This window comes from Labrys sp. LIt4, assembly GCF_017813775.1.
In the GTDB taxonomy this organism is placed as follows: Bacteria; Pseudomonadota; Alphaproteobacteria; order Rhizobiales; family Labraceae; genus Labrys; species Labrys okinawensis_A.
The window spans coordinates 59,491-80,351 of record NZ_JAGIPY010000003.1 but is presented as its reverse complement, the minus strand read 5'-3'; the positions used below and the strand labels follow the sequence as shown (position 1 = coordinate 80,351).

The following is a 20,861-nucleotide window of genomic DNA, read 5'->3' as shown; positions in this document are numbered from 1 at the left end:
GCGTGGTGTTCCAAGAGCGGACTGGACGTCCGCAGTTCCAGTCGCTGCGTTTTCTGCATAATGCCAGCAAGGTTTGCATGGGAGACACATTGGCTGGGACCGCAGACGTCCCGTCCGCTCTGATAACCCATGCCTCACACCGGCGCCGCGATATCTTCCCCATTGTTCGCCGGGCTGTTCACGCGCGAGGAAATCGGCCAGATCTCCATCAGTTCGGGCGGAAAGGGCACCATCAGGTCGAAGGGATCGGGCTCGATGTTGTCGAGCCAGCGCCGATGGTTCTCCGGGGCCAGGATCACCGGCATGCGGTCGTGGATCGTCGCCATCAACGCATTGGCCGGGCAGGTGACGATGGCGAAGCTGCGGGTGATCTCGCCGGAGGCCCTGTCGACCCAGCTTTCCCACACGCCGGCGACGGCGAAGGGGCGGCGATCCTTCATGGCGATGGCATAAGGCTGCTTGGCCCCTTTCACCGGCTTGCCGTCCGGCTCGAGGATCTTCATCCATTCGAAGAAGAGATCGATCGGGACAAGGCAGCGCCTGGCCTTGTAGGCATCCCGGAAGGAGGGTTTGGTCTGGATGCCCTCGCAACGGGCGTTGATGGGCTTCGGCCAATCGCTGGGGTCCTTCACCCAGTTGGGTATGAGGCCCCATTGCAGGAGATCGTGGACATAGGCGGCAGCACGGGGCTGGCGGCGGATCACCCAGAAATACTGCGCCGGCGCGCCATTGAAATGGGCTTCCCAGGCGCGAGCGACCTCTTCCGGCGTGGCTCCCGGTTCCGTCTGAAGGCCCGGCAGGTCCGGGCTGCGCTGCATGATCCGTCCGCACATGGCCGGACCATGGCACGCTCACCCGCAGGTCTCAACGCCACATGCCGCGCATGCGGTCGCGCAGGTCGATCGAGCTGTGGATGCCGCTTTGTTGTCGGGTGCCTGAAGCCGCCACCTTCGGCCACATCACTTGCTGGAAGCGGTCGAGGATCGAAGACGGAATGAAGCGGGTGCGGTTGGCGTAGACATGCCGGTCGCCCTGGGAAGGCTGGCCATGGGTGAAGAAGCGCTGCGGCATCACGAGATGCAGGCTGTCGCGCGCCCGCGTCATCGCGACATAGAGAAGCCGGCGCTCCTCTTCCAGATCATTCTTGGTGCCGGCGGCAAGATCCGCCGGCAAACAGCCATCCACGGTGTTGAGCACGAACACCGCTTTCCATTCCTGCCCCTTGGCCGAATGGATGGTGGAGAGGATGAGATAGTCCTCGTCCCGCAAGGGCGTTCCGGCCTCGTCGCTGGTGGCATTGGGCGGATCGAGCGTCAGCTCGGTGAGGAAGCGTTCGCGCGATTCGTAGCCCGCCGCGATCTGCTCGAGCTGGAGAAGATCGGCCCGTCGCGTCGCGGCATCCTCATGCATGCGCTCGAGATGGGGCTCGTACCAGCGCCGGACACGCTCGATCTCGCCGGGCCAGTCGTTAGGTCCCTTGTGAAGGCTGGCGGCGAGTTCGATGAAATCGGGCCAGTCCGCCCCGGCGCGGGGCGGCGCCGGCAAGGCTGCGATATCGTCGACACCGACGGCATCGAGGACATTGGCGGCTGATGTGGGGCCGACGCCCGGCAGCAATTGCAGGACGCGAAAACCGGCAACGCGGTCCCGCGGGTTCTGCGCCCAGCGCAGCAGCGCCAGCATGTCCTTGACGTGGGAGGCGTCGAGGAATTTCAGCCCGCCGAACTTCACGAAGGGGATGTTGCGACGGGTCAGTTCGACCTCGAGGGGGCCGGAGTGATGGGAGGCGCGAAACAGCACCGCCTGCTGCTTGAGCATCATGCCGGCCTCGCGGTTCTCCAGGATCTGGCCAGCCACGAAATCGGCCTGTCCCGCTTCGTCGCGGACGGTGACGAGCTGGGGGCGTTCGCTCGATTGTCGGTCCGTCCACAAATTCTTGGTGAAGCGCTCGCTGGCAAGAGCGATCACGGCGTTGGCTGCCGCGAGGATGGGCTGGGTCGACCGGTAGTTTCGGTCGAGCGTGATGATCTCCGCCGCGGGCGAGAACTGCGCCGGAAAGTCGAGAATGTTGCGTACAGTGGCGGCGCGGAAGGAATAGATCGACTGGGCGTCGTCGCCGACCACGGTCACGCCCTTTCCGTCCGGCTTGAGCGCCTTGAGGATCGAGGATTGCAGGCGATTGGTGTCCTGGTATTCGTCGACCATGACATGGTCGAAACGCACCGAAATATCGGCGGCGATCATCGGCTCGGCTACCATATGCGACCACCACAGCAGCAGGTCGTCATAGTCGAGCACATTGTTGGCGAGCTTGGCCTCGACATAGGCGGCGAACAGGCTGCGAAGCTCCGCCGCCCAGGCAAGGCACCAGGGAAAGGCCTCCTTCAGCACGTTTTCGAGGTCGTCCTGCGCGTTGACCACACGCGAATAGATGGCCAGGCACGTGCCTTTGCTCGGGAAGCGGTTCTCCGTCTTGGAGAAGCCGAGTTCGTGGCGCACCAGGTTGATCAGGTCGGCGGAGTCCTCCCGGTCATGAATGGTGAAGGAGGGATCGAGCCCGATCTGGTAGGCATATTCGCGCAGAAGGCGGGCGCCGATGGCGTGAAACGTGCCGGCCCAAGTGAGGCCCTCGCTCAGCGTCGCCCCCTTCGCGCCCATGACCTTGGCGGTGATCTGCCCGACCCGCCTTGTCATCTCGGAGGCGGCCCGGCGTGAGAAGGTCAAGAGGAGAATACGTCTGGGATCGGCCCCCTCGGCGAGGAGATGGGCAACCCGATGCGCCAGCGTGTTGGTCTTGCCCGAGCCGGCGCCGGCGATGATCAGGAGGGGACCGGCCGGCTGGCCGGAACCATGTTCGACCGCGCGGCGCTGGTTCTCATTCAGTCCGGCGAGACGATCGGCGGGCGGTGGAACGGACTCCTCGGGGACAAGAAGGGCTGCCTGCGCATTCATGCCTTGCTCTCGCGTGGTGAGAAACGGATCCGCCGGCGATTCGGCGGGCGCGCTTCGAAAGAGGGTAGAAGGGAGATATGAACAAAAATGGAACAGATTCGCGAATGGCTCTTTTGCCGGCGGCGGCCTGCTGCCGCAATCCTGCGGCTGAGTGAATTCGATCGGGACGCGGCGAATGTGTTCCCTGGACGCTTGCTCCGGATCGGCCGTCACGCCATGTTCGCGGATATGAAGCGGGGCTGATTGGCGGTTTGGTGCGGGAACGGGGTCGAATCAATCTGACGCGAAGAACCATGCCGGCTGTCGCTGGCCTGGCGGTTCTCCTTGCTTTGACGCCGGCAATACCGGCTGTTGCCGCCTCCGATCCCCAGGCCGTGGCCCGGGATGTCGCGCGCAATCTCGGTCTGCAGCCGGATCTGCCCGGCAACAAGGGCGAGGTGGTGACCCCCAAGACCGAGCCGAAACCGGACGAGCGGGCGCCGCGTATCTGGAGCCCCTGGCTGGGGACCTTGCTGAGCATCCTGCTCTATGCCGCCATCGCCGCGGGCCTGATCTTCGCAATCTGGACGATGCGGGATCGCCTGCCGGTGCTCGGCCGGCGCAAGCTGGTCGCCCATGTCGAGACGGATGTCTCCGCCCAGGCGGCCTCGGTCGAACGCATGGTGGTGGCCCAAATCGAGGCCGACGAGCTGGCGCGCCAGGGCCGCCTTGCCGAAGCGATGCATGCCTTGCTGCTACGTAGCCTGATCGAGGTGCGAAAAAGGCTCAATGTCAGCTTCGCTGATTCACTGACCAGCCGCGAGATTCTTCGAGCCCTTTCGCTGCCGGATCGGGGCAAGCAGGCGCTCGCCGATATCATCGGGCGGGTGGAACCCGTCTATTTCGGTGAAAGCCTCGCCGAGGAACGGGATTATGCCGCTTGCCGGCAGAGCTACGAGATCCTGACCGAGGCGATGCAGGCGAGGGCGGCATGACGGAAAAGGCCACTTTCTCCGGTCCCGTCCTGGCCGTGCTGGTCGCGGGAGCAACGGCCATCTTCGCCCTGTCCATGCTGCTGATGCTGAACGGCTCATCCGAAGAACAGGGCTTCAGCACCACCACCAAGTCTGTCTCGGCGATCGGGCATGCCGGCCTTTACGACCTAGCGCAGCGCTTCGATATCCCGGTCGCGCGCAGCCGCATCAATGGGATCGTCGCCCCGGGTGAAGGCGGGCTGCTGGTGATGGCGGAGCCGACATCGAGCCTGTCGAAGGACGATATCATTCGGCTGGGGCGGGAGAACAATGTCCTGCTGGTACTGCCCAAGCGCTGGGCCCTGGCCGACCGGAGCAAGCCCACCTGGATCCGGTCCGCCACGCCGATGGACATTCCCTGGGTCACCAGCATTGCGCGGCTGGTGGAACCGCAGCTCGAAGTCACCAGGGGGGATCCGCCCAAGAGCTGGGACCGCAACGACCTTGGCGTCAATCCGTCCTTCGACGACGGCGCCCAGCTCATCAGGAGCGAGGAGCTCACCCCGATCATCGGCAATCGCCAGGGCATGTTGATCGGGGAGAAACTCGATGGCGAACGCCGCGTCTGGGTGCTCGCCGATCCCGACCTCATCGAGAATCACGGCCTGACCAAGGGGCGGAACGCCGAATTCGCGCTTGCTTTGCTGAATGCCATGCGCGACGCCGAACTCGGAGACGGCAAGGTCGTGTTCGACGAGACCATCCATGGCATGGTCAACAATGTCGACAGCCCCTTCAGGAAGCTGTTCCAGTTTCCCTATGTCATCGTGCTTCTGCTCGTGCTCGCCGCGACGGCGCTGCTGGCCTTGGCCACCACCAGCCGTTTCGGCAAGCCGCGCCTGGCGCCGCCGGCCTTCGATCTCGGCAAGGGGCGCCTGATCACCAACACGGCCACTCTGCTCGACCGCGCCGGCCATCAGGCCTTCGTCATGCGCCGCTATGTGCGCGCGACATTGCGCGACGTCGGCCGGCTGTTTCACGCACCCCGCCAGCTCGATGACGAGAAACTGGCGGAGTGGCTCGACAAAATCGGCGAGGCCAGGGGGCTGGAAACCAAGGCCTCCCCCATTCTCGCTCGCGCGGGAGAAGGGCAGGGCACATCCCTGACCGGCCTGTTCCAGGCCGCGCGCGATATTCATGATTGGAAGGAAGAAATCACCGATGGAACTGCAGCGCGTCGCTCACATCGCTGACGGCATCCGCAAGGAAGTCGGCAAGGCCATCGTCGGCCAGGACGAGGTCATCGAACTGATGCTCACCGGCCTGCTCTGCGGCGGGCATATTCTGCTCGAAGGCGTGCCCGGTACTGGCAAGACGCTGCTGGCGCAGGCTTTCGCCTCGACCTTGTCGCTGAAATTCGGACGCGTGCAGTTCACGCCCGACATGATGCCGGGCGACGTGATCGGCACCAATTTGTTCAACTTCCAGACCAACACCTTCGTGCTGACAGAGGGGCCGATCTTCACCGATCTCCTGCTGGCGGACGAAATCAACCGCACCCCGCCCAAGACGCAGGCGGCCTTGCTGCAGGCGATGAACGAGCGGGCCGTTACCATCGACGGCAAGACCTATGCGCTCGGCGCCGATTTCATGGTGGTGGCGACCCAGAATCCGATCGAGCAGCAGGGGACCTATCCCTTGCCCGAGGCGCAGCTCGACCGGTTCCTTTTCAAGATCGATGTCACCTATCCCAGCCGCGACGAGGAGCGGGCCATCGTCACCCAGCACGGGCACCGCTCAGCCATGCCCAAGCTCTCCGATTTCGGCATCCAGACGCAGGCCGATCCGGCGACTCTCGCCGATCTCAGGGCGACCAGCGAGCAGATCGTGCTGACGCCGCAGATCATCGACTATATCGTGGACGTGGTGCGCGCCACCCGCCAGCATCCGGCGATCGAGACGGGCGGATCGACCCGCGCCGCCAATGCGCTCGCGGCCTCCGTGCGGGCCTTGGCCGCGCTGAACGGGCGCGATTTCGTCATTCCCGACGACGTGAAGCGTCTGGCCCGGCCGATCCTGCGTCATCGCATCGTGCTGGCGCCCAATGCCGAGATCGACGGCCTCACCCCCGATCGCATCGTCAACGAGATCCTGGACCAGACGGCAGCGCCCCGATGATCCGGCCGACCCCGCGCGCCGTCCTGCTGTTCAGCCTGGGCATCCCCGTCGCCTTGTTGATGGTGGTGTGGAACCCGGCCCTGTGGCCGTTTTCCTTCGACCTCAGCCTGCTGGCGCTGGTGGTGATCGCCGTCGACGCGCTGCTGATCCCGCCGCGTCGATCTCTGGTGGTCGACCTTCAGGCTCCAAGGCGGTTGCCGGTCGGCAATGAGGGGCAGATCGAGGTCACGCTGCGCAGCACGGGGTCGGCCCGCCCGCTCAGGATCGAGGCGGTGGTCGATCTCGACGGGCCGCTGGAGACGCCGCCGATGGTGGCGGGGCATTTCGGCGGAGCTCCGGAGAGGCTCAGCATTCCCTTCACCGCCTTGCGGCGCGGGGTGGTGACCCTGGAGGCCCTGTGGCTGCGCTGGCGGGGGCCGCTGGGGCTGGTGGAATGGCGTCTCAAGGAAGGGTTGGATCGCAAGATCGAAATCCTGCCGGCCGCCCGCATGTCCTTCGGTCCGGCCATCCAGGCGCTGAGCAAGAGCGCCATCTACGGCACCAAGACCCAGAACCAGAAGGGCGAGGGCACCGAGTTCGATACGCTGCGCGAGCATGTGCCCGGCCTCGACTCCCGCATGATCGACTGGAAGCAGTCGGCCCGCCATCGCAAGCTCCTGTCGAAGGAATTCCGTATCGAGCGCAATCATCAGATCGTGCTGGCCTTCGATACCGGCCATCTCATGCTCGAGCCGATCGACGGCCTGGCGCGGCTCGATCACGCCATCGAGGCGGGTCTGATGCTTGGTTGGACCGGGCTTAGGGCTGGCGACCTCGTCGGCAGTTTCGGCTTCGACGCCACCATCCGCCATTATCTGGAACCGGGCCGGGGCAGCACCTATTATGCCCGGCTGCAGCGCTCCGCCGCCCAGCTTGCCTATCACACCGAGGAGACCAATTTCACCCTGGGCCTGGCCGAGCTGAACGCGCGGCTGAAGCGCCGGGCCCTGGTGGTGCTGTTCACCGAATTCGTCGACAGCGTGATGGCCGAACTGCTGATCGAGAGCCTCAAGCGCATGGCCAACCGTCATGCCGTGATCTTCGTCACGCTGCAGGACCCGCTGACCACGCGTTTGGTCAATGCGGAGCCGCAGGATTTCACCATCGTGGCCGAAGCCGTGGTGGCCCATGATTTCGCGCGCGAGCGAGCGATCGTGATGGAGCGTATCGCCCGTCTCGGCGTGCATTGCGTCGATGTGCCGGTCGGCGGGCTCAGTGTCGCCCTGCTCAACCGCTATCTCCAAATCAAGCAGGAGGGCCTGCTATGACAGCCATGGATGCAGGCTTTCCGGAGGCCGGTCCAGCCCGGCCGGCGCCGACGATCATCGGCGTGCCCAACGAGCCCCGGGCTCACATCGTGCTGCGCTCGGCGGAATTTCGGCGGGGACGCGAGGAAGGCTGGCGGGAACTCGAGGATCTGGTCACGCGCGTCGAGAAGCGTGGGATCAAGAGCGTCTCCGCGGATGAGCTGCAGAAGATGCCGCTGCTCTACCGCTCGGCGCTGTCCTCGCTGTCCGTCGCGCGCAGCATCGCACTCGACCGTAATCTGCTGCGTTATCTCGAAGCCCTGACCCTGCGGGCCTATCTGGTGGTCTACGGACCGCGCACCAGCCTGATGGCGGGGCTGGGCCACTTCTTCCGCTACGGCTTCCCAGACGCCGTGCGCAAGGCGGGCTGGCATATATTGATCGCCTTCGCCGCGATGGCGCTGGGCATTGCGGCCGGGTTCGTCCTGGTGAACAGCGAGGCCGAATGGTTCAACGCCATCGTACCCGATGGCCTGGCAGGCGGGCGGGGACCGAGCGCCAGCGCCGAATATCTGCGCAGCGTCCTGTTCGCACCCTGGGACGGTTTCAAGGAGAGCTTCATCGTCTTCGCCAATTACCTGTTCCAGAACAACAGCATGGTCGCCATCCTGTCCTTCGGGGTAGGTTTCATGGCCGGCGTGCCGACCTTGCTGCTGCTGGTCTATAACGGGCTGATCGTCGGCGCTTTCCTGGCGATCCATTATCAGCGCGGGCTTCTCATCGATTGCATCGGCTGGCTCTCCATTCACGGCGTGACGGAACTCGGTGCCTTCATCCTGTGTGGCGCCGCAGGCCTGGTGGTGGCCGAGAAGATCATTTTCCCCGGCCGCTATTCACGCCTGGAAGCGCTCGCCATCCACGGCAAGCAGGCCGCGATCATTGCTTGCGGAGCGGTTGCCATGTTGTTCATCGCGGGGTTCATCGAGGGAGGCTTGCGCCAGCTCATCAACGTGACCTCCTGGCGCTTTGCCTTCGCTGCTGTCACGGCCGTGCTGTGGGGCGTTTATTTCCTCTATTGCGGCAAGGGGGCACAGCATGCCCTCTCCGCGTGACCGCGTTTCCCAACTGCTGGAGGGGCGGCAGCGCCGCACCCGCGAGATCGTGACGCCGGAAGGCGTCGCCATCCATGTCGAGGTCGCCGATCGTGGCGAAAGGCTGGGCGCCTTCCTGATCGACCTGATGATCTGGTTCGGCGCCACCATCCTGATCTGGATCGCCCTGGCGGCGACCTTCCTGCGCGGCGGCAGCGATGTCGCGGTGACGGTGATATCCTTCCTCTCCTTCCTGCTGCGCAACCTCTATTTCATCCATTTCGAGCTGGCCTGGCAGGGCTCGACGCCCGGCAAGCGGGCCACTGGTTTGAAGGTGATCGATCGCAAGGGCGGCGTCCTCACCCCCACGGCCGTCGTTGCCCGCAACCTGACCCGCGAGGTCGAGTTCTTCCTGCCGCTGCAGCTTTTCTTCATGTGGGTCGGCGCTTCGAACAGCGGCGAATCCTGGCAGGCGCTCTCGATGTTGGGGTGGGTGGTGCTGCTCGCCGCCTTGCCCTTCTTCAACCGGGATCATCTGCGGGCGGGCGACCTGATCGGCGGCACGCTGGTGATCGCCCTGCCCAAGCGGGCGCTTGCGCTCGACCTCACGCAGGGTGCAGCCAAGGCCGCGGCCCGCTACAGCTTCACCTCGGCGCAATTGCAGGCCTATGGCGCCTATGAATTGCAGGTGCTGGAAGAAATTCTCCGCCGGCCCGGCGGGACCGAGACCTGGCGCATCCATCGCGAGATCGCCGAAAAGATCATCCGGCGCATCGGCTGGCAAGGCACCTTCGAGCCCAATGCCGCGACGGATTTCCTGCAGGCCTTCTATGCGGCGGAGCGGGCCGAGCTCGAGCGCGGTCAGCTTTTCGGCCGCTATCGCGACGACAAGAACTCGGGCACCCGCAAGGCCGGCGAGCCCGCCAGGTGAGGGACGGCCAAGCCGAGGGCCGGCTCCCATTGCGGTGAAGGCCTCAATCGAAGACGTTGGCGAGCCTGTCGATGTCGACGCCTTCCTTGATCGAACGCAGGCGATAATAGACCAAGGCGCTGAGGACGCTGCCAAGGGCGATCAGGTACACCTGGAACAGATTGGCCAGCAGCGCGCCGAATGTGGGGCCACCGATACCCCCGGCGACATATTCGATGATGGCGGCGACGATCCAGCCGGCGATGCCGACGATCAGCGCGAGGCCGAGAATCTTCCAGCGAAAGCCTGAAGTCAGTTCAGCGCTTCGGGACATGCTTTCGGTAACGCCACGCTGTTCGACGACACAGACCGAGACGGCGGCATAAAGCACACAGATCAGCCACACGCCCGGCACGACAAGCAGAATCAGCCCGATCGTGACCGCAAGGCCGATGAGAATCGACAGCCCCACCAGTGGCAGCAAACGTGCCAATCCCTTGGAGAGAGCGTCTCCGACCGAAAAACTCTGCCCACGCAGTTCGTTGAACGCGCCGTAGATCATGCCCCCTTGGATCACGAAAAGCAGGACGATGTAGATCAGCATCAGCGCGATGAACGCACCAGCGTTCGGCAACGGGTTCCCCGGCGCCGGCACCCCGATGACCAGGGTCGAGATAATCAGGGGAATGATGGGAATCAGACCCAGCCCCAGAAAACGGGGCAGAGCTCGGTGGAGAACGGCAAGGCTCTCGCTGATCAAGGCGCCGATGTTGAAATCACCGGAGCCGGTGGCCTGACTGTAGTTGGTCATGAAAGTGCATCCTATTAAGCAGGGGCATTACCCAAGCCATGCCGGGGTGGCGTCCGGAGATCATATTTGCGGAAGTATCCATCGACGGCGATTTCCTTTGCAAACCACAGTTCCTTTGCGAACTGCCAAGTACACGGCAAGAAAGTTCGGCGAGGGACACCTATGGAAACTTATTTCACGCGAAGTGGAAGTGCAAATGGTGCCTTTATTTTCCTTGGTATAAGGATGACATCTGCCGCGGAAGGGCCGGGCGTGAGGTTCGGACAGCGCCGCGGCGCCGATCGCTCAAACCGCGGAGAAGTCGGAAAAGCCATCTCAGCGGCTGGGAGGACGCCAGGTCTCGGGTGGATATTGGCGTGGGCGGCGTACCTCCTCGTTCGGGTCCGGGGGCTGCTGGCCGAAGAGCACGTCCGAATCGGGCGCGGTGACTCCCCACGGATTGCCGTCGGCGGGCATATAGCCGCTCTTGGCGCCCCAGCCTTTGTCTTGTTCGAACCAGCGGTCGAAATTCGGCAGGCCGTCATATTCATATTTGCGCTCATAGGCCTCGCAGGCTTCGGGTTTGGGTCCGAGATTGAGGCAGATGAGCGGCGAGCGTTCATAATAGGAGCAGCTCGGATAGAGGCTGTGGGCGACGAGTTCGCCCTCATAGGTCCCGTCATAGCGCAGCGTCAGCTTCAGTTCCGTCCAGATCGGCGGGAAATTCATGACCTTCTGCAGGATCTTGCCGGCAACGAAGCCGATGGGGGGAGGCGCCACGCCCGCGGCGAGTTCGGCGCTCTGGGTACGGGCGCCGACGGTTTGGCGGAACACCACGCCCTCGTCGATATATTGCGGCTCCTCCAGCTTGATCGGATAGGGATAGGAGGGAAAGCCGAGAAAGGATGGCGAGCGGTAGAGGCCGGTATCCTTCTCGTATGCGACGCGGTGGAGCAGCCTGATCGCTTTGGAGGAGGTGTCCGTACTTTCGATGGTGGCTTCGAGAAAATTGGCGAAGCGATAGCCGCTGCTGCCGAGGATGAGCTTGCGATCGACAAGTTCGCCCGGGCTGCCGGCATCGTGCTCCGGCAGGCCGGAGCGCGGGTCGATCCAGCTCATGGTGGCGATCGAATAGGTGAAGCTGTTGATCTTGAGGACGAGTTGGCCGTCATCGGGCGGGATCATGATGATGCCGGGATTGGCACTGCTGCTGAACCGCCAGTTCCAACCCTTCGGACTCGGCACGACGCAGCCGACGCGGTGGCGCAGATACCAGTTCACCTCCCGGGTATTGAGCGTGTCGAAATTATAGCTGATCAGATATTGCACGTTGATGCCATGCGCCCTGGCAACGGAAAGCCAGTCGTCGCCATCCTTCACGCGGTAGGGACGGCCGCGCGGAATCGGGGCCAGCTTGACGGGCTTGGTTTCGAGCGGTGTAGCCATGATTGTCTCCGTGAAGGCGGCATGCCTTCGTGGCGGAGCGATCGCGGTTCGTTTTGCGCGGCCCGCAGCAAGCCCGCGATGCTGCCTGATGAGGCAGTATCGCCAGGAGGAGCGTCCGGGTCATCCCGAGTTCGGGGGAGGCGGCCCCGGCTTTTCCATGCTCCAATCAAGCGCGTGGGTGGCGGCCTTCCCCAGCGGGCGCTCCCTACGACCCCGTGCCATCTTGTCAATGCCGCCTTCCTCAGCCCATGGTGACGATGGCGCGAGAGTCCTTCAAATGACGAGTTTTCTCGACTTCAACAAAGATCCCGCCAACGACATCGATAACAAACCCCAACAATATCATGACTTTGGCGGCAAGGGCGTGCGGGTGCAGGTCTATTGGGCTGCCGATATCTGGCGGGACGTATCGCTGTGGAACAACAGCTGGGTATTGCTCAAAGGGGCCGACGAAATCCTTCGCAAATATACGCTGGCACTCGACATGTTGCCGCTGCAAACAGAACCGGCGCCACCCGCGAATTCGACAGGTCCGCGGGTAAACAGCTCGCGCGGCAAAGGAAAGCGAAGGGCAGGGCCGCCCAGAAGCAGACCGAAGCCGCGGCCAAGTCGATCGAGGAACAAGGCCCTGCGGCGCGCGGCCTTCTGAATTTCAGCGGCTCGGTCCATGTGCCCAGGGAGGGAGAGGCTCCCATCGATGGCCTCATTGCCCTCAGGAGAAGCCTCGGCACGATCCGGGATGAGACGCGGCTGGTCGTGGTATTCGCCCATATTGACGGCGGGCCGAATGGCTACACGGTTCTGCGCCAGGAGTGGCTGCCCTGGGTCATAGCCGATCCCACACCAATCCAGGACAGTCCCAAGACCTTGCTGATCCACGAAATGGGGCACGCCTGCCGCCTCAACCATCAGCAATCCGACGCGGGCCAAGCGACGGCCAGGAACATAATGTATCCCCTGGACATCAAGGGACTGGCCCATCTGTGGGGCTGGCAGGTGGACACCATCTACGATTCCTACTGGTGCAACGGCCGCAAGCCAACGAATTGGTGGGACAGGATAAGCAACGTCCGGTTGCCGCCGGACCATCCCTTCCTCTGGGATGAACCGCCTTAGAGGGCAGGGGCAGCTTTCAGGTCTTGCCGCTGGCCCATTCCGGGAGGGGCCGTGCGGCCTCCGGCATGCCGCGGATCTCGCCAAGTCGCTCGAAGGCGGCCGTTGCCGTCACCGCCGAGAGCATGCTGAACAGCATCATGCCAGCCTCCTGGCCCAGAGCCTGCATCACGGTTGCGGGGGCATTGGCGAGATCACCGGTGACTGCTCCAAGCCCGATGGTCGGCAGCAGGGTCAGGATGAAGAGGCCAAGGATGGACCAGCGATAGCCCTGGGTGAGCTGCCCGCTGCGTTCCAGGCTCTCGACCATGTCCGTGCGCTCGATCATGCAGGCCGGAAGGACGAGATAGAGCAGCGCGATCGCCATCAGGCCGGGCACGACCAGCGCCGCGAGGCCGAGCAGGACCAGAATGCCGCTGAGAAAGGCGGTGCCCAGCAGGGTGGGAAGCCTCCGCCAGGTTTGCTGCATCGACAGAAGCAGGTCGAAATCGTCGCCCTGCAGCAGGCGATGCGTGCCCGCAACCGTGGCCCCTTGGGCAAAGACCAGCAGAATCACCGCGATGGGCAAGGCCACCAGATCGGCAAGTGTAGGGGTTTGCGACACCTCGCCGTTCACCATCAAGGCGAGCAGGGTCGGCAGGCTCGGCAGAGCGTTGAGCAGGACGATCGGGACGAGACCGCGCCACAAACCCTTCACCGCATTCGCAAGGAGAAGAGGCAAGCGCAGAGGCGGTCGGTGGGCAGTATGTCTGCTCATGGGCAACTCGGTCGAGACTGGCCACGCCAATCGATCTGTTATGACCTTTGTGGGGCGCAAGAGAAAGGGCTTGCGTCGTGGTATCATAACGCCCGGGACGGGCTTTGGTCCCCGGTCGCGCCCCGCTTTGTGAAGACATGCGCGACAGGGGCCGGTTCAGGAGGATGCCTTGGCCTTCCGGCTCACCTTTGATCGGCCAGTATCGTGACGAACAGCGCCGGTCGTGCTTTTCCGGCCGCCTCGGGCAGGCATTCACTCAGATCTTCTGGCTGGTTTCCTGGAATCCTGCTTCGGCGAAATCCAGAGAGAGGGAACGTTTTCACTAAAATGAGGTTTTGAATCATTGGTATGTCCGAGATCGTCTGAGAAGGAGGTCCCGATGACACGCTCGATACTGATAGGTCTTGTGGCGGCAATGGGTATTTCTGGCTCGTCGGTATTCGCAGCACCTCTCGTGCCACGTCCGGCCGACGATGGTTCCAGCATTGTCCAGGTTCGGTATCATGGTGGATGTCCGCCAGGCTACAAGGTGACCAGTTACGGGGGCTGCAAACTCAGCCATTATCTGCGCCGTCATCCCGGCCGGAATCCGAACAATTATTACTACGAAGAGCGTCCCAGCTTCGGATTCGGTTTTGGCTATCGCAGCTATCCCCATCGTCGCTATTACGATGACGGCTATTGAGCCGTTTCCTGTCGGTACAGGCGCCTTCGCGGCGCCTGTTTCCCGTCGGACTAGGCGCAGGCTAGCGGCTGCTGTGCCCTCTGGGTTGCAAACGGAAGCGATGGTCACAGAAAAACGACAAGCCCTCTTGCAATGCGGCAGCGACTTCAATATGAAGCCCGGACAGAACGGGGCCACCCACTGAAACACGCGTTGGATTGAACACATTCCAACCAAGTGTTTGATCGAAAAGGCCCTTTGTTCGGGGATAGTTCAACGGTAGAACAGCGGACTCTGACTCCGTTAATCTTGGTTCGAATCCAGGTCCCCGAGCCAATCTTCCTCTCAGAAATTACCAGACACGCCGCAGCAATGCCAAGCGCCAGCCATTAGGCTCCGCGAAGCCCGGCAAGCATCCAGCATTCCTGGAAACCCCTGATCCTGCCGCATGTCATTGTGGTAACAGCGTGCCTTCTCCGGGGCGGCTGCCAGAATGAAACCGACCTTCCGCCGCGCCGCCCGGCAGTGCTCCACCATTGCGGCAAGTGGAGACCACCTCAGGTGGCGAGAGGGTGTAAGGCGTTTCGCCGGTTACAGATCACGCTCTCGTGCAATTTTAACAGTTGCCAATGCGGTGAAGCGGGCGGATTATTCAATGTTGGCCTCGTGGACGTCTGCAAGCGCTTTCATCGTGCTTTAGCCGCGCCAAAGGCGTTGTTGGCGAGTACACGGATGGAGCCCGACTCTTCCCCCCAATCCCGTACCAAGCTTCTGGTTACCTGGGGTTTGCGTATTCTTGTGGCGCTTATTTTCCTTACGCCCGCGTTGCTCACCCTATGGGGGCATCGGATCATGGTCCGTCAGTTCGATGCGCTCGGCTTCGCCCCCTGGATGCGCATCGCCTTGTCGTCGACGCAGGTTCTCGCCGCCTTGCTCGTCCTCGTGCCCGTGGCGAGCCTGACGGCGGCGGTGCTGCTGCTGCTGATAGATGCGGGCACGCTGATCGCACAGTTCCTGCTGGTGCGCGGCGGCTATGTGCACCTGGCGCTGTTCGCCCTGCCGCTGCTCGCCTTGATCAGCCTGCAAAGCGGGCGTTTCGACAAGAAACTGGCTCAGCTGGAGGAGTAGCGGCATCGGTGTCGATGCCGCTCCTGTGAAGGCGAGCGCCTGGCCGGAAGGCGATTAGGCCATTTCGTGGTTCCACGGGGGATCGGCGCCCTCGCGCGAGACCGTGATCGCCGCCGTCCGTGCGGCATAGTCCATGGCTTCCTGGGCGATGGCCTCGTCGATGTTCTTCACGGTATCGATGGAAACTACGTTCCGACGCTGCAGGATGGTCAGCAGGCCGGAGGAGTAGCTGTCGCCGGCGCCGACCGTGTCGGCGACCTTCTCGACCTTGACCACGGGGCTCTTGACAGCAAACCCCTTGCCATGGCCTTCCGCGCCATTGCCGCCATCCGTCAGCACGACCAGATGGGCGCCCTTCGCCACCAGGTCCCGTGCCCAGGCGGCAGGATCGATGCCGGGATAGAGCCAGTTGAGATCGGCCTTGGAAATCTTGATGATCTCGGCGGCTTCCGTCATGCGCTTCATGCGGGCGCGATATTCGACGGCGTCGCCCACCACGGTCGGCCGCACATTCGGATCCATGCCGAGCACGCGCTTGCCCTTGTTGGCGAAGTAGAGCGTCTCATAGGCGGAGGCGATCGGATCGTTGATGAGGGCGACCGAACCCGTCCAGATCATCGAAACTTCCGGCCCGACCGGCGGAACGTCGCGTTCCGGCGAGAACAGGCGATTGGAGGAGGCTTCGTCGATGAAGGCATATTCCGGTTCGCCTTCGCCGACGGAGACGAAAGCAAGCATCGAGGAATGTTTCGAGCGGGCCACGTAGTGCTGCTTGACCTTCGACTTGGTCAAGGCAGCGGCAAGGTCGTCGCCGAAGAAGTCGGTGGACAACGCGGCGCAGAATCCGACATCACCCTCGAGCCGACCGATGCCGACGGCCGTGTTGAAGGGGCTGCCGCCGACAGCCGGTCGATAGGCACTCCGGCCATCGGTGCTTTTGACCGGCAGAAAGTCGATCAGGGCTTCGCCGCACACAAGAATCATGGGGTCTCCTCACTCCAGGCCACCGACTGCCGCTTCAACGGCCGCCAGGATGCGGCCGCTACGGGCAAGTTCGAGTATGGATTGCATTTCGTGGTGGTACCAGCGGTCCCCGTCAAGAGCCGGCGCGATTTCGGCGCGGATGGCGTCGAGGGCCGCCTGCGAGCCCTTGCCGATCGGGTAGTCCTTACTGCGATCGGCGACTAGCGAAAGCGCCTGGGCCGCCATCAGCATCTCGACGGCAACGATCTGCTCGACATTCTCCACCACGGTGCGGGCCTTGCGCGCGCACCAGGTGGAGTTCGAAACATGATCCTCCGCATTGCTCTTGCCGGGGATGGAGTCGACGGAGCCGGGCGTGGCGAGGCTGCGGTTTTCCATGACCAGGGCCGACATCGAGCATTGCACCGTGGCAAAGCCGGTATTGAGGCCCCGCTGGCCGGCCAGCAGGTTGCGCGGCAGGCCGTAGCTCATCACCGGATCGATCAGCCGGGCGAGGCGGCGTTCGGAAATGGCACCGAGATCGGTCATGGCAATGGCGAGCAGATCCATGGCCTGGGCGACGTAAGCGCCGTGGAAATGGCCGCCCGAGATCGAGACATAGCTGCCGTCGTCATTGGCGAACATCAGCGGATTGTCGGTGGCCGAATTCATCTCGACGCCGAGTATGCCGTCGGCATAGGCGAGAGCCTCGAAGACCGGTCCGTGCACCTGCGGGGCGCAGCGCAGCGAATAGACGTCCTGCACGCGCGGCGGCACGGGCTTGGCCGGATCGCGCGCTTCGTCGGGATAGAGGATGGCGCGCGCGCCTTCCGAGCAGCGCTTGGAATCGCCGGCAATGCGCAGGAGATTGCGGGCGGTACGGGCCTGGCCGCGATGCGGGCGCGCCGCATGCACACGCGGATCGAAGGCCGCCAGTTCGCCGCGCAAGGCTTCCAGCGTCAAGGCGAGCGCGATGTCGGCATGTTTGAGGATACGCTTGGCGTCCTCCTGGGCAAGGGCTGCGATGGCCAGCGATACGGTGGAGCCGTTGATGATGGCCGAGGCTTCCTTGGCCCCCATCTTGTATTCGGGCTCGAAGCCGGCCCGGCGCGCGGCTTCGGGCGCCGGATAAACCTTGCCCTTATATTCGACCTGCACGTCCTCGAAGCCGCGGATGGCGCCGGCGAGATAGGCGAGGGGCGCAAGGTCGCCGGACGCGCCGACCGAGCCCTTGGAAGGGATCACGGGGTGCAGGCCGGCATTGAGGAAGCCGACGAGACGGTCCATCAGCGGCAGCGTCGCGCCGGAATAGGCGGAGGCGAAGGCATTGGCGCGCAGCAGCATGGTGGCCCGCACGATCTCGCGCGCAAAGGGCTCGCCGATGCCGGTGGCGTGGGCGCGAATGGTCTGGTCCTGGTAATGCGCCATGTTGGCGATGGGGATGCGCACTTCCTTGAACAGGCCGACGCCGGTGTTGAAGGCGTACATCAGCGGGGCCTGGTCGTTCAGCCAGTTGGCGTCGATATAGTCGCGCGCGGCACCTACCGCGGCACGGGCCTTGGCCTCGATACCCGCTTTCTCGAATCGACCTGCCTTCTGTGCGCGCGCGACGCGGACGACCTTGGCACCCGTCATACGCCGTCCGTCTATGGTGACAGTCATGGCCTCCCCCGCGTCACGCTCGATATCTTGACCCAAAGCGTTTTTCGATTTGGCGGAATCGCCAGGACTCGCAAAGACGCGTCGCACCAAAGAGTGAGAGCAAACAAGCGTTTCCGTCTGAACGGGCTTTGCTCTAGCAGAAGCGGATCGAAACGCAACCGGCCCGTCAGCCGCCGGTGGCAAGGCGCGCAGCGAGCGGTGCAGCCGTCCTGTCGGCAAGCCAGCAGACCACGGCGTGGATGGCCTCGTCGGTGGTCGCGCCGGCGGCGATGCGCTCTTCGTAGACCGCCAGTTGTCCGTCGGCGCTGGTGCCGGTGCGCAGGATCATCTGGGCGGTCGCCAGGTCTTCGCTGCAGCCGAGCAGTTCGGCGTCTTCCCAGACGAGATCGAGCAGTTCCGTCAGCATATTGGCGGCGCTTCTCGCCTGTCCGCTGTGGAGGTCGATGAGCGAGCCGTGAATGCCGTAGCGCTGAGCCCGCCATTTGTTTTCCTCGACGATGGCGCGCCCGGGCGACGTCAGGCCGCGGTTGAGGTCCGGCTTGCGGATGAGATGCCGCACCAGGCTGCGATAAAGCGCGGCGATGGCGAGGGCATCGTCCACATTGGTACAGACATCGGTGATCCGCAGTTCCAGCGTAGGCAGGTGGCTGGAGGGCCTTATCGCCCACCACAGGAAACTTGCGTCGTCGATAATGCGATTTCTCACCAGGGTGTCGACATAGGTCTGATAGTCCTCTTCGCTCTGGAAGAGGTCCGGCAGGCCCGAGCGGGGCAGTTCCGAATAGATGTTCTGGCGATAGCCCATCAGGCCGGTCGGGCGCGACTGCCAGAAGGGCGAGGAGGTCGAAAGCGCCAGCAACAGCGGCAGATAGGGCAGCATGCGGCTCATCAGATCGACTCGCGAGCGGTCCGGGGGAATCTCGACGTGAACATGCATCCCGCAGATCATCTTGCGCCGGGCGAGCATCTGCAGGTCATGCGTGACCTTGCCATAGCGGGTAGCCTGGGTGGGATGCTGGTCGGACCACTCGGCGGAGGGGTGGGTGCCCGCGGCCAGGACGCCGAGATCGTGCTTGAAGGCGAGATCCTGCAACGCCTGTCGGCAGCCTACCAGTTGCAGCCTCGCATCCTTCATGTTGCGACAGGGCGTCGTGGCAATCTCGATCTGCGATTGCAGCAATTCGCGCGTGACGTGCTTGCCCAGCATTTGCCGGGCCTCGTCGAAAAACTGGGCCGACATGGTTTCCTGCACGCCGCCCGTCCGGCGCTGGAACACGAAATACTCCTCCTCGATACCGAAGGTGTAGGAATGCCCCATGCTGTCCTCCGATAGGTCGGGCCGTGATCCGCTCCTCGATCCAGCACTCTAACGCAGGTGACCCCCAGAAGGTCCCCGGCCGGCGTGATTCCCCTCGCCGCCGCCATGGGCTAGAAAAGGAAAGGCCGGTGCATCGCTGCACCGGCCCCCCGCTCGGCTCTCTCTGGATGGTCTTGCGTTCTTAGACCGAGTAGTACATCTCGAATTCGACCGGATGCGGCGTCATCTCGAAGCGCATCACTTCCTGCATCTTCAGCTCGATGAAGCTGTTGATGAAGTCGTCGGTGAACACGCCGCCCTTCTTGAGATATTCGCGGTCCTTGTCGAGGGCAGAAAGGGCCTCGCGCAGTGAGCCGCAGACGGTCGGGATCTTCTTGAGCTCCTTGGGCGGCAGGTCGTAGAGATCCTTGTCCATCGCCGGGCCGGGATCGATCTTGTTGAGGATGCCGTCCATGCCGGCCATGAACAGGGCGGCAAAGGCGAGATAGGGGTTCGCCGCCGGATCGGGGAAGCGGACCTCGACGCGCTTGGCCTTCGGGCTGGTGGTGTAGGGAATGCGGCAGGAGGCCGAGCGGTTGCGGGCCGAATAGGCCAGCAGCACCGGCGCCTCATAGCCGGGGACCAGGCGCTTGTAGGAGTTGGTCGAGGGGTTGGTGAAGGCGTTCAGCGACTTGGCATGCTTGATGATGCCGCCGATGTAGTGAAGGCAGGTCTCGGAGAGGTCGGCATATTTGTTGCCGGCGAAGACCGGCTTGCCGTCCTTCCAGATCGACTGGTGCACATGCATGCCCGAGCCGTTGTCGCCGAAGACGGGCTTGGGCATGAAGGTCGCCGTCTTGCCATAGGTGTGGGCGACGTTGTGGATGGCATATTTGTAGATCTGTAGATGATCGGCCATCGTCACCAGCGTGCCGAACTTCATGCCGAGTTCATGCTGGGCGGAGGCGACCTCATGGTGGTGCTTTTCGACCACGACACCCATCTGCTGCATGGCAGCCAGCATTTCCGAGCGCATATCCTGGGCCGAATCCAGCGGGGGAACCGGGAAGTAGCCTCCCTTGGTGTTGATGCGATGGCCAAGATTGCCGCCTTCATATTCGGTGTCGAAGTTGGAAGGCAGTTCGGTCGAATCGAGCTTGAAGCCGGTATTGTAGGGATCGGCCTTGAAACGGACGTCGTCGAAGACGAAGAATTCGGCTTCCGGGCCGAAATAGGCGACGTCACCGATGCCGGTCGACTTCAGATAGGCCTCGGCGCGCTTGGCGATGCCGCGCGGGTCGCGGCTGTAGCCTTCACCCGTGGAGGGTTCGACCACGTCGCAGGTGATCGACATCGTCGCCGCGGAGAAGAAGGGATCCATCGTGGCGGTGGTGGGGTCCGGCATCAGGCACATGTCGGATTCGTTGATCGCCTTCCAGCCGGCGATCGAGGAACCGTCGAACATGGTGCCTTCGGTGAAGATCTCCTCATCCACCAGGGAGACGTCGAAGGTCACGTGCTGCCACTTGCCGCGCGGGTCGGTGAAGCGGAAATCGACATATTTGACGTCATTGTCCTTGATCGCCTTCAGGACATCCTTGGCGGTCTTCATCTTGTGCAACCCTTTCGTTCGTTTGGGCATGATCTTATGAGGCGCAGGCAGAGGCCCGC

20 protein-coding genes and 1 tRNA gene are annotated in these 20,861 nt (G+C 63.4%); 12 read left to right on the top strand and 9 right to left on the bottom strand.

What is annotated here, in order from left to right; translation table 11 throughout:
• Positions 1-134 precede the first annotated feature (134 nt).
• Positions 135-833, bottom strand: coding sequence for an SOS response-associated peptidase (locus J8I29_RS06305; protein WP_209430999.1), 699 nt, complete (start codon positions 831-833; stop codon positions 135-137).
• A gap of 31 nt (positions 834-864) precedes the next feature.
• Positions 865-2,952: an ATP-dependent helicase gene (locus tag J8I29_RS06300; protein ID WP_209430998.1), complete on the bottom strand. Its 2,088-nt coding sequence runs from the start codon at positions 2,950-2,952 to the stop codon at positions 865-867.
• 87 nt (positions 2,953-3,039) lie between these two features.
• Here J8I29_RS06300 and J8I29_RS06295 point away from each other — a divergent pair, with 87 nt between their 5' ends.
• Genes J8I29_RS06295 through J8I29_RS06265 form a run of 7 tightly spaced genes read left to right on the top strand, consistent with a single transcriptional unit; the run spans position 3,040 to position 9,391 of the window.
• Entirely contained in the window at positions 3,040-3,195 is a 156-nt protein-coding gene (locus tag J8I29_RS06295) for a hypothetical protein (RefSeq protein WP_181161313.1), read from the top strand.
• Positions 3,196-3,245: 50 nt separating this feature from the next.
• Complete coding sequence (locus tag J8I29_RS06290) at positions 3,246-3,926, top strand: hypothetical protein (protein ID WP_209430997.1); 681 nt, start codon at positions 3,246-3,248, stop codon at positions 3,924-3,926.
• Positions 3,923-5,158, top strand: coding sequence for a DUF4350 domain-containing protein (locus J8I29_RS06285; protein ID WP_209430996.1), 1,236 nt, complete (start codon positions 3,923-3,925; stop codon positions 5,156-5,158). Before J8I29_RS06290 ends, J8I29_RS06285 begins: the two co-directional genes overlap by 4 nt.
• Positions 5,127-6,083, top strand: a complete 957-nt coding sequence (locus tag J8I29_RS06280; RefSeq protein ID WP_209430995.1) for a MoxR family ATPase — start codon at positions 5,127-5,129, stop codon at positions 6,081-6,083. Before J8I29_RS06285 ends, J8I29_RS06280 begins: the two co-directional genes overlap by 32 nt.
• Positions 6,080-7,390, top strand: coding sequence for a DUF58 domain-containing protein (locus J8I29_RS06275; RefSeq protein WP_105864613.1), 1,311 nt, complete (start codon positions 6,080-6,082; stop codon positions 7,388-7,390). Before J8I29_RS06280 ends, J8I29_RS06275 begins: the two co-directional genes overlap by 4 nt.
• Positions 7,387-8,481 (top strand): stage II sporulation protein M, encoded by a 1,095-nt coding sequence (locus J8I29_RS06270; RefSeq protein ID WP_245196739.1) that lies wholly within the window; start codon positions 7,387-7,389, stop codon positions 8,479-8,481. The genes J8I29_RS06275 and J8I29_RS06270 overlap by 4 nt, the downstream gene beginning before the upstream one ends.
• Positions 8,465-9,391 (top strand): RDD family protein, encoded by a 927-nt coding sequence (locus J8I29_RS06265; RefSeq protein ID WP_209430994.1) that lies wholly within the window; start codon positions 8,465-8,467, stop codon positions 9,389-9,391. Before J8I29_RS06270 ends, J8I29_RS06265 begins: the two co-directional genes overlap by 17 nt.
• Before the next feature lie 43 nt (positions 9,392-9,434).
• Here J8I29_RS06265 and J8I29_RS06260 read toward each other — a convergent pair whose 3' ends face one another.
• A complete protein-coding gene (locus J8I29_RS06260; protein WP_209430993.1) occupies positions 9,435-10,181 on the bottom strand; it encodes a hypothetical protein in 747 nt (248 codons plus the stop codon).
• Positions 10,182-10,496: 315 nt separating this feature from the next.
• Positions 10,497-11,606: a hypothetical protein gene (locus tag J8I29_RS06255; RefSeq protein ID WP_209430992.1), complete on the bottom strand. Its 1,110-nt coding sequence runs from the start codon at positions 11,604-11,606 to the stop codon at positions 10,497-10,499.
• Between the two features lie 277 nt (positions 11,607-11,883).
• Between J8I29_RS06255 and J8I29_RS06250 the strand changes: the two genes are divergently transcribed.
• Positions 11,884-12,255, top strand: a complete 372-nt coding sequence (locus tag J8I29_RS06250) for a hypothetical protein (protein WP_209430991.1) — start codon at positions 11,884-11,886, stop codon at positions 12,253-12,255.
• A 20-nt stretch (positions 12,256-12,275) separates the two neighbouring features.
• Entirely contained in the window at positions 12,276-12,722 is a 447-nt protein-coding gene (locus J8I29_RS06245; protein ID WP_209430990.1) for a hypothetical protein, read from the top strand.
• A 16-nt stretch (positions 12,723-12,738) separates the two neighbouring features.
• Here the strand turns inward: J8I29_RS06245 and J8I29_RS06240 are convergent, their stop codons facing one another.
• Positions 12,739-13,476 (bottom strand): hypothetical protein, encoded by a 738-nt coding sequence (locus J8I29_RS06240; RefSeq protein WP_209430989.1) that lies wholly within the window; start codon positions 13,474-13,476, stop codon positions 12,739-12,741.
• 379 nt (positions 13,477-13,855) lie between these two features.
• Here J8I29_RS06240 and J8I29_RS06235 point away from each other — a divergent pair, with 379 nt between their 5' ends.
• The 3 genes from J8I29_RS06235 to J8I29_RS06225 all read left to right on the top strand — a co-directional run bounded on the left by J8I29_RS06235 (position 13,856) and on the right by J8I29_RS06225 (position 15,268).
• Positions 13,856-14,161, top strand: a complete 306-nt coding sequence (locus J8I29_RS06235) for a hypothetical protein (RefSeq protein WP_209430988.1) — start codon at positions 13,856-13,858, stop codon at positions 14,159-14,161.
• Between the two features lie 241 nt (positions 14,162-14,402).
• Positions 14,403-14,476 (top strand) — tRNA-Gln (locus tag J8I29_RS06230).
• Positions 14,477-14,992: 516 nt separating this feature from the next.
• On the top strand, positions 14,993-15,268 hold the full coding sequence (locus J8I29_RS06225) for a hypothetical protein (protein WP_105864607.1): 276 nt from the start codon (positions 14,993-14,995) through the stop codon (positions 15,266-15,268).
• 54 nt (positions 15,269-15,322) lie between these two features.
• Here J8I29_RS06225 and J8I29_RS06220 read toward each other — a convergent pair whose 3' ends face one another.
• The 4 genes from J8I29_RS06220 to glnA form a co-directional block, all read right to left on the bottom strand.
• Positions 15,323-16,252: a carbohydrate kinase gene (locus tag J8I29_RS06220; protein ID WP_209430987.1), complete on the bottom strand. Its 930-nt coding sequence runs from the start codon at positions 16,250-16,252 to the stop codon at positions 15,323-15,325.
• A 9-nt stretch (positions 16,253-16,261) separates the two neighbouring features.
• Positions 16,262-17,893, bottom strand: a complete 1,632-nt coding sequence (locus J8I29_RS06215; protein WP_209430986.1) for an aromatic amino acid ammonia-lyase — start codon at positions 17,891-17,893, stop codon at positions 16,262-16,264.
• Positions 17,894-18,059: 166 nt separating this feature from the next.
• Positions 18,060-19,211 (bottom strand): carboxylate-amine ligase, encoded by a 1,152-nt coding sequence (locus tag J8I29_RS06210; protein WP_105864605.1) that lies wholly within the window; start codon positions 19,209-19,211, stop codon positions 18,060-18,062.
• 181 nt (positions 19,212-19,392) lie between these two features.
• Positions 19,393-20,802 carry a type I glutamate--ammonia ligase gene (gene glnA / locus J8I29_RS06205; protein ID WP_105864604.1) on the bottom strand — a complete coding sequence of 470 codons (1,410 nt, stop codon included), beginning with the start codon at positions 20,800-20,802 and terminating at the stop codon, positions 19,393-19,395.
• Positions 20,803-20,861: the final 59 nt, after the last annotated feature.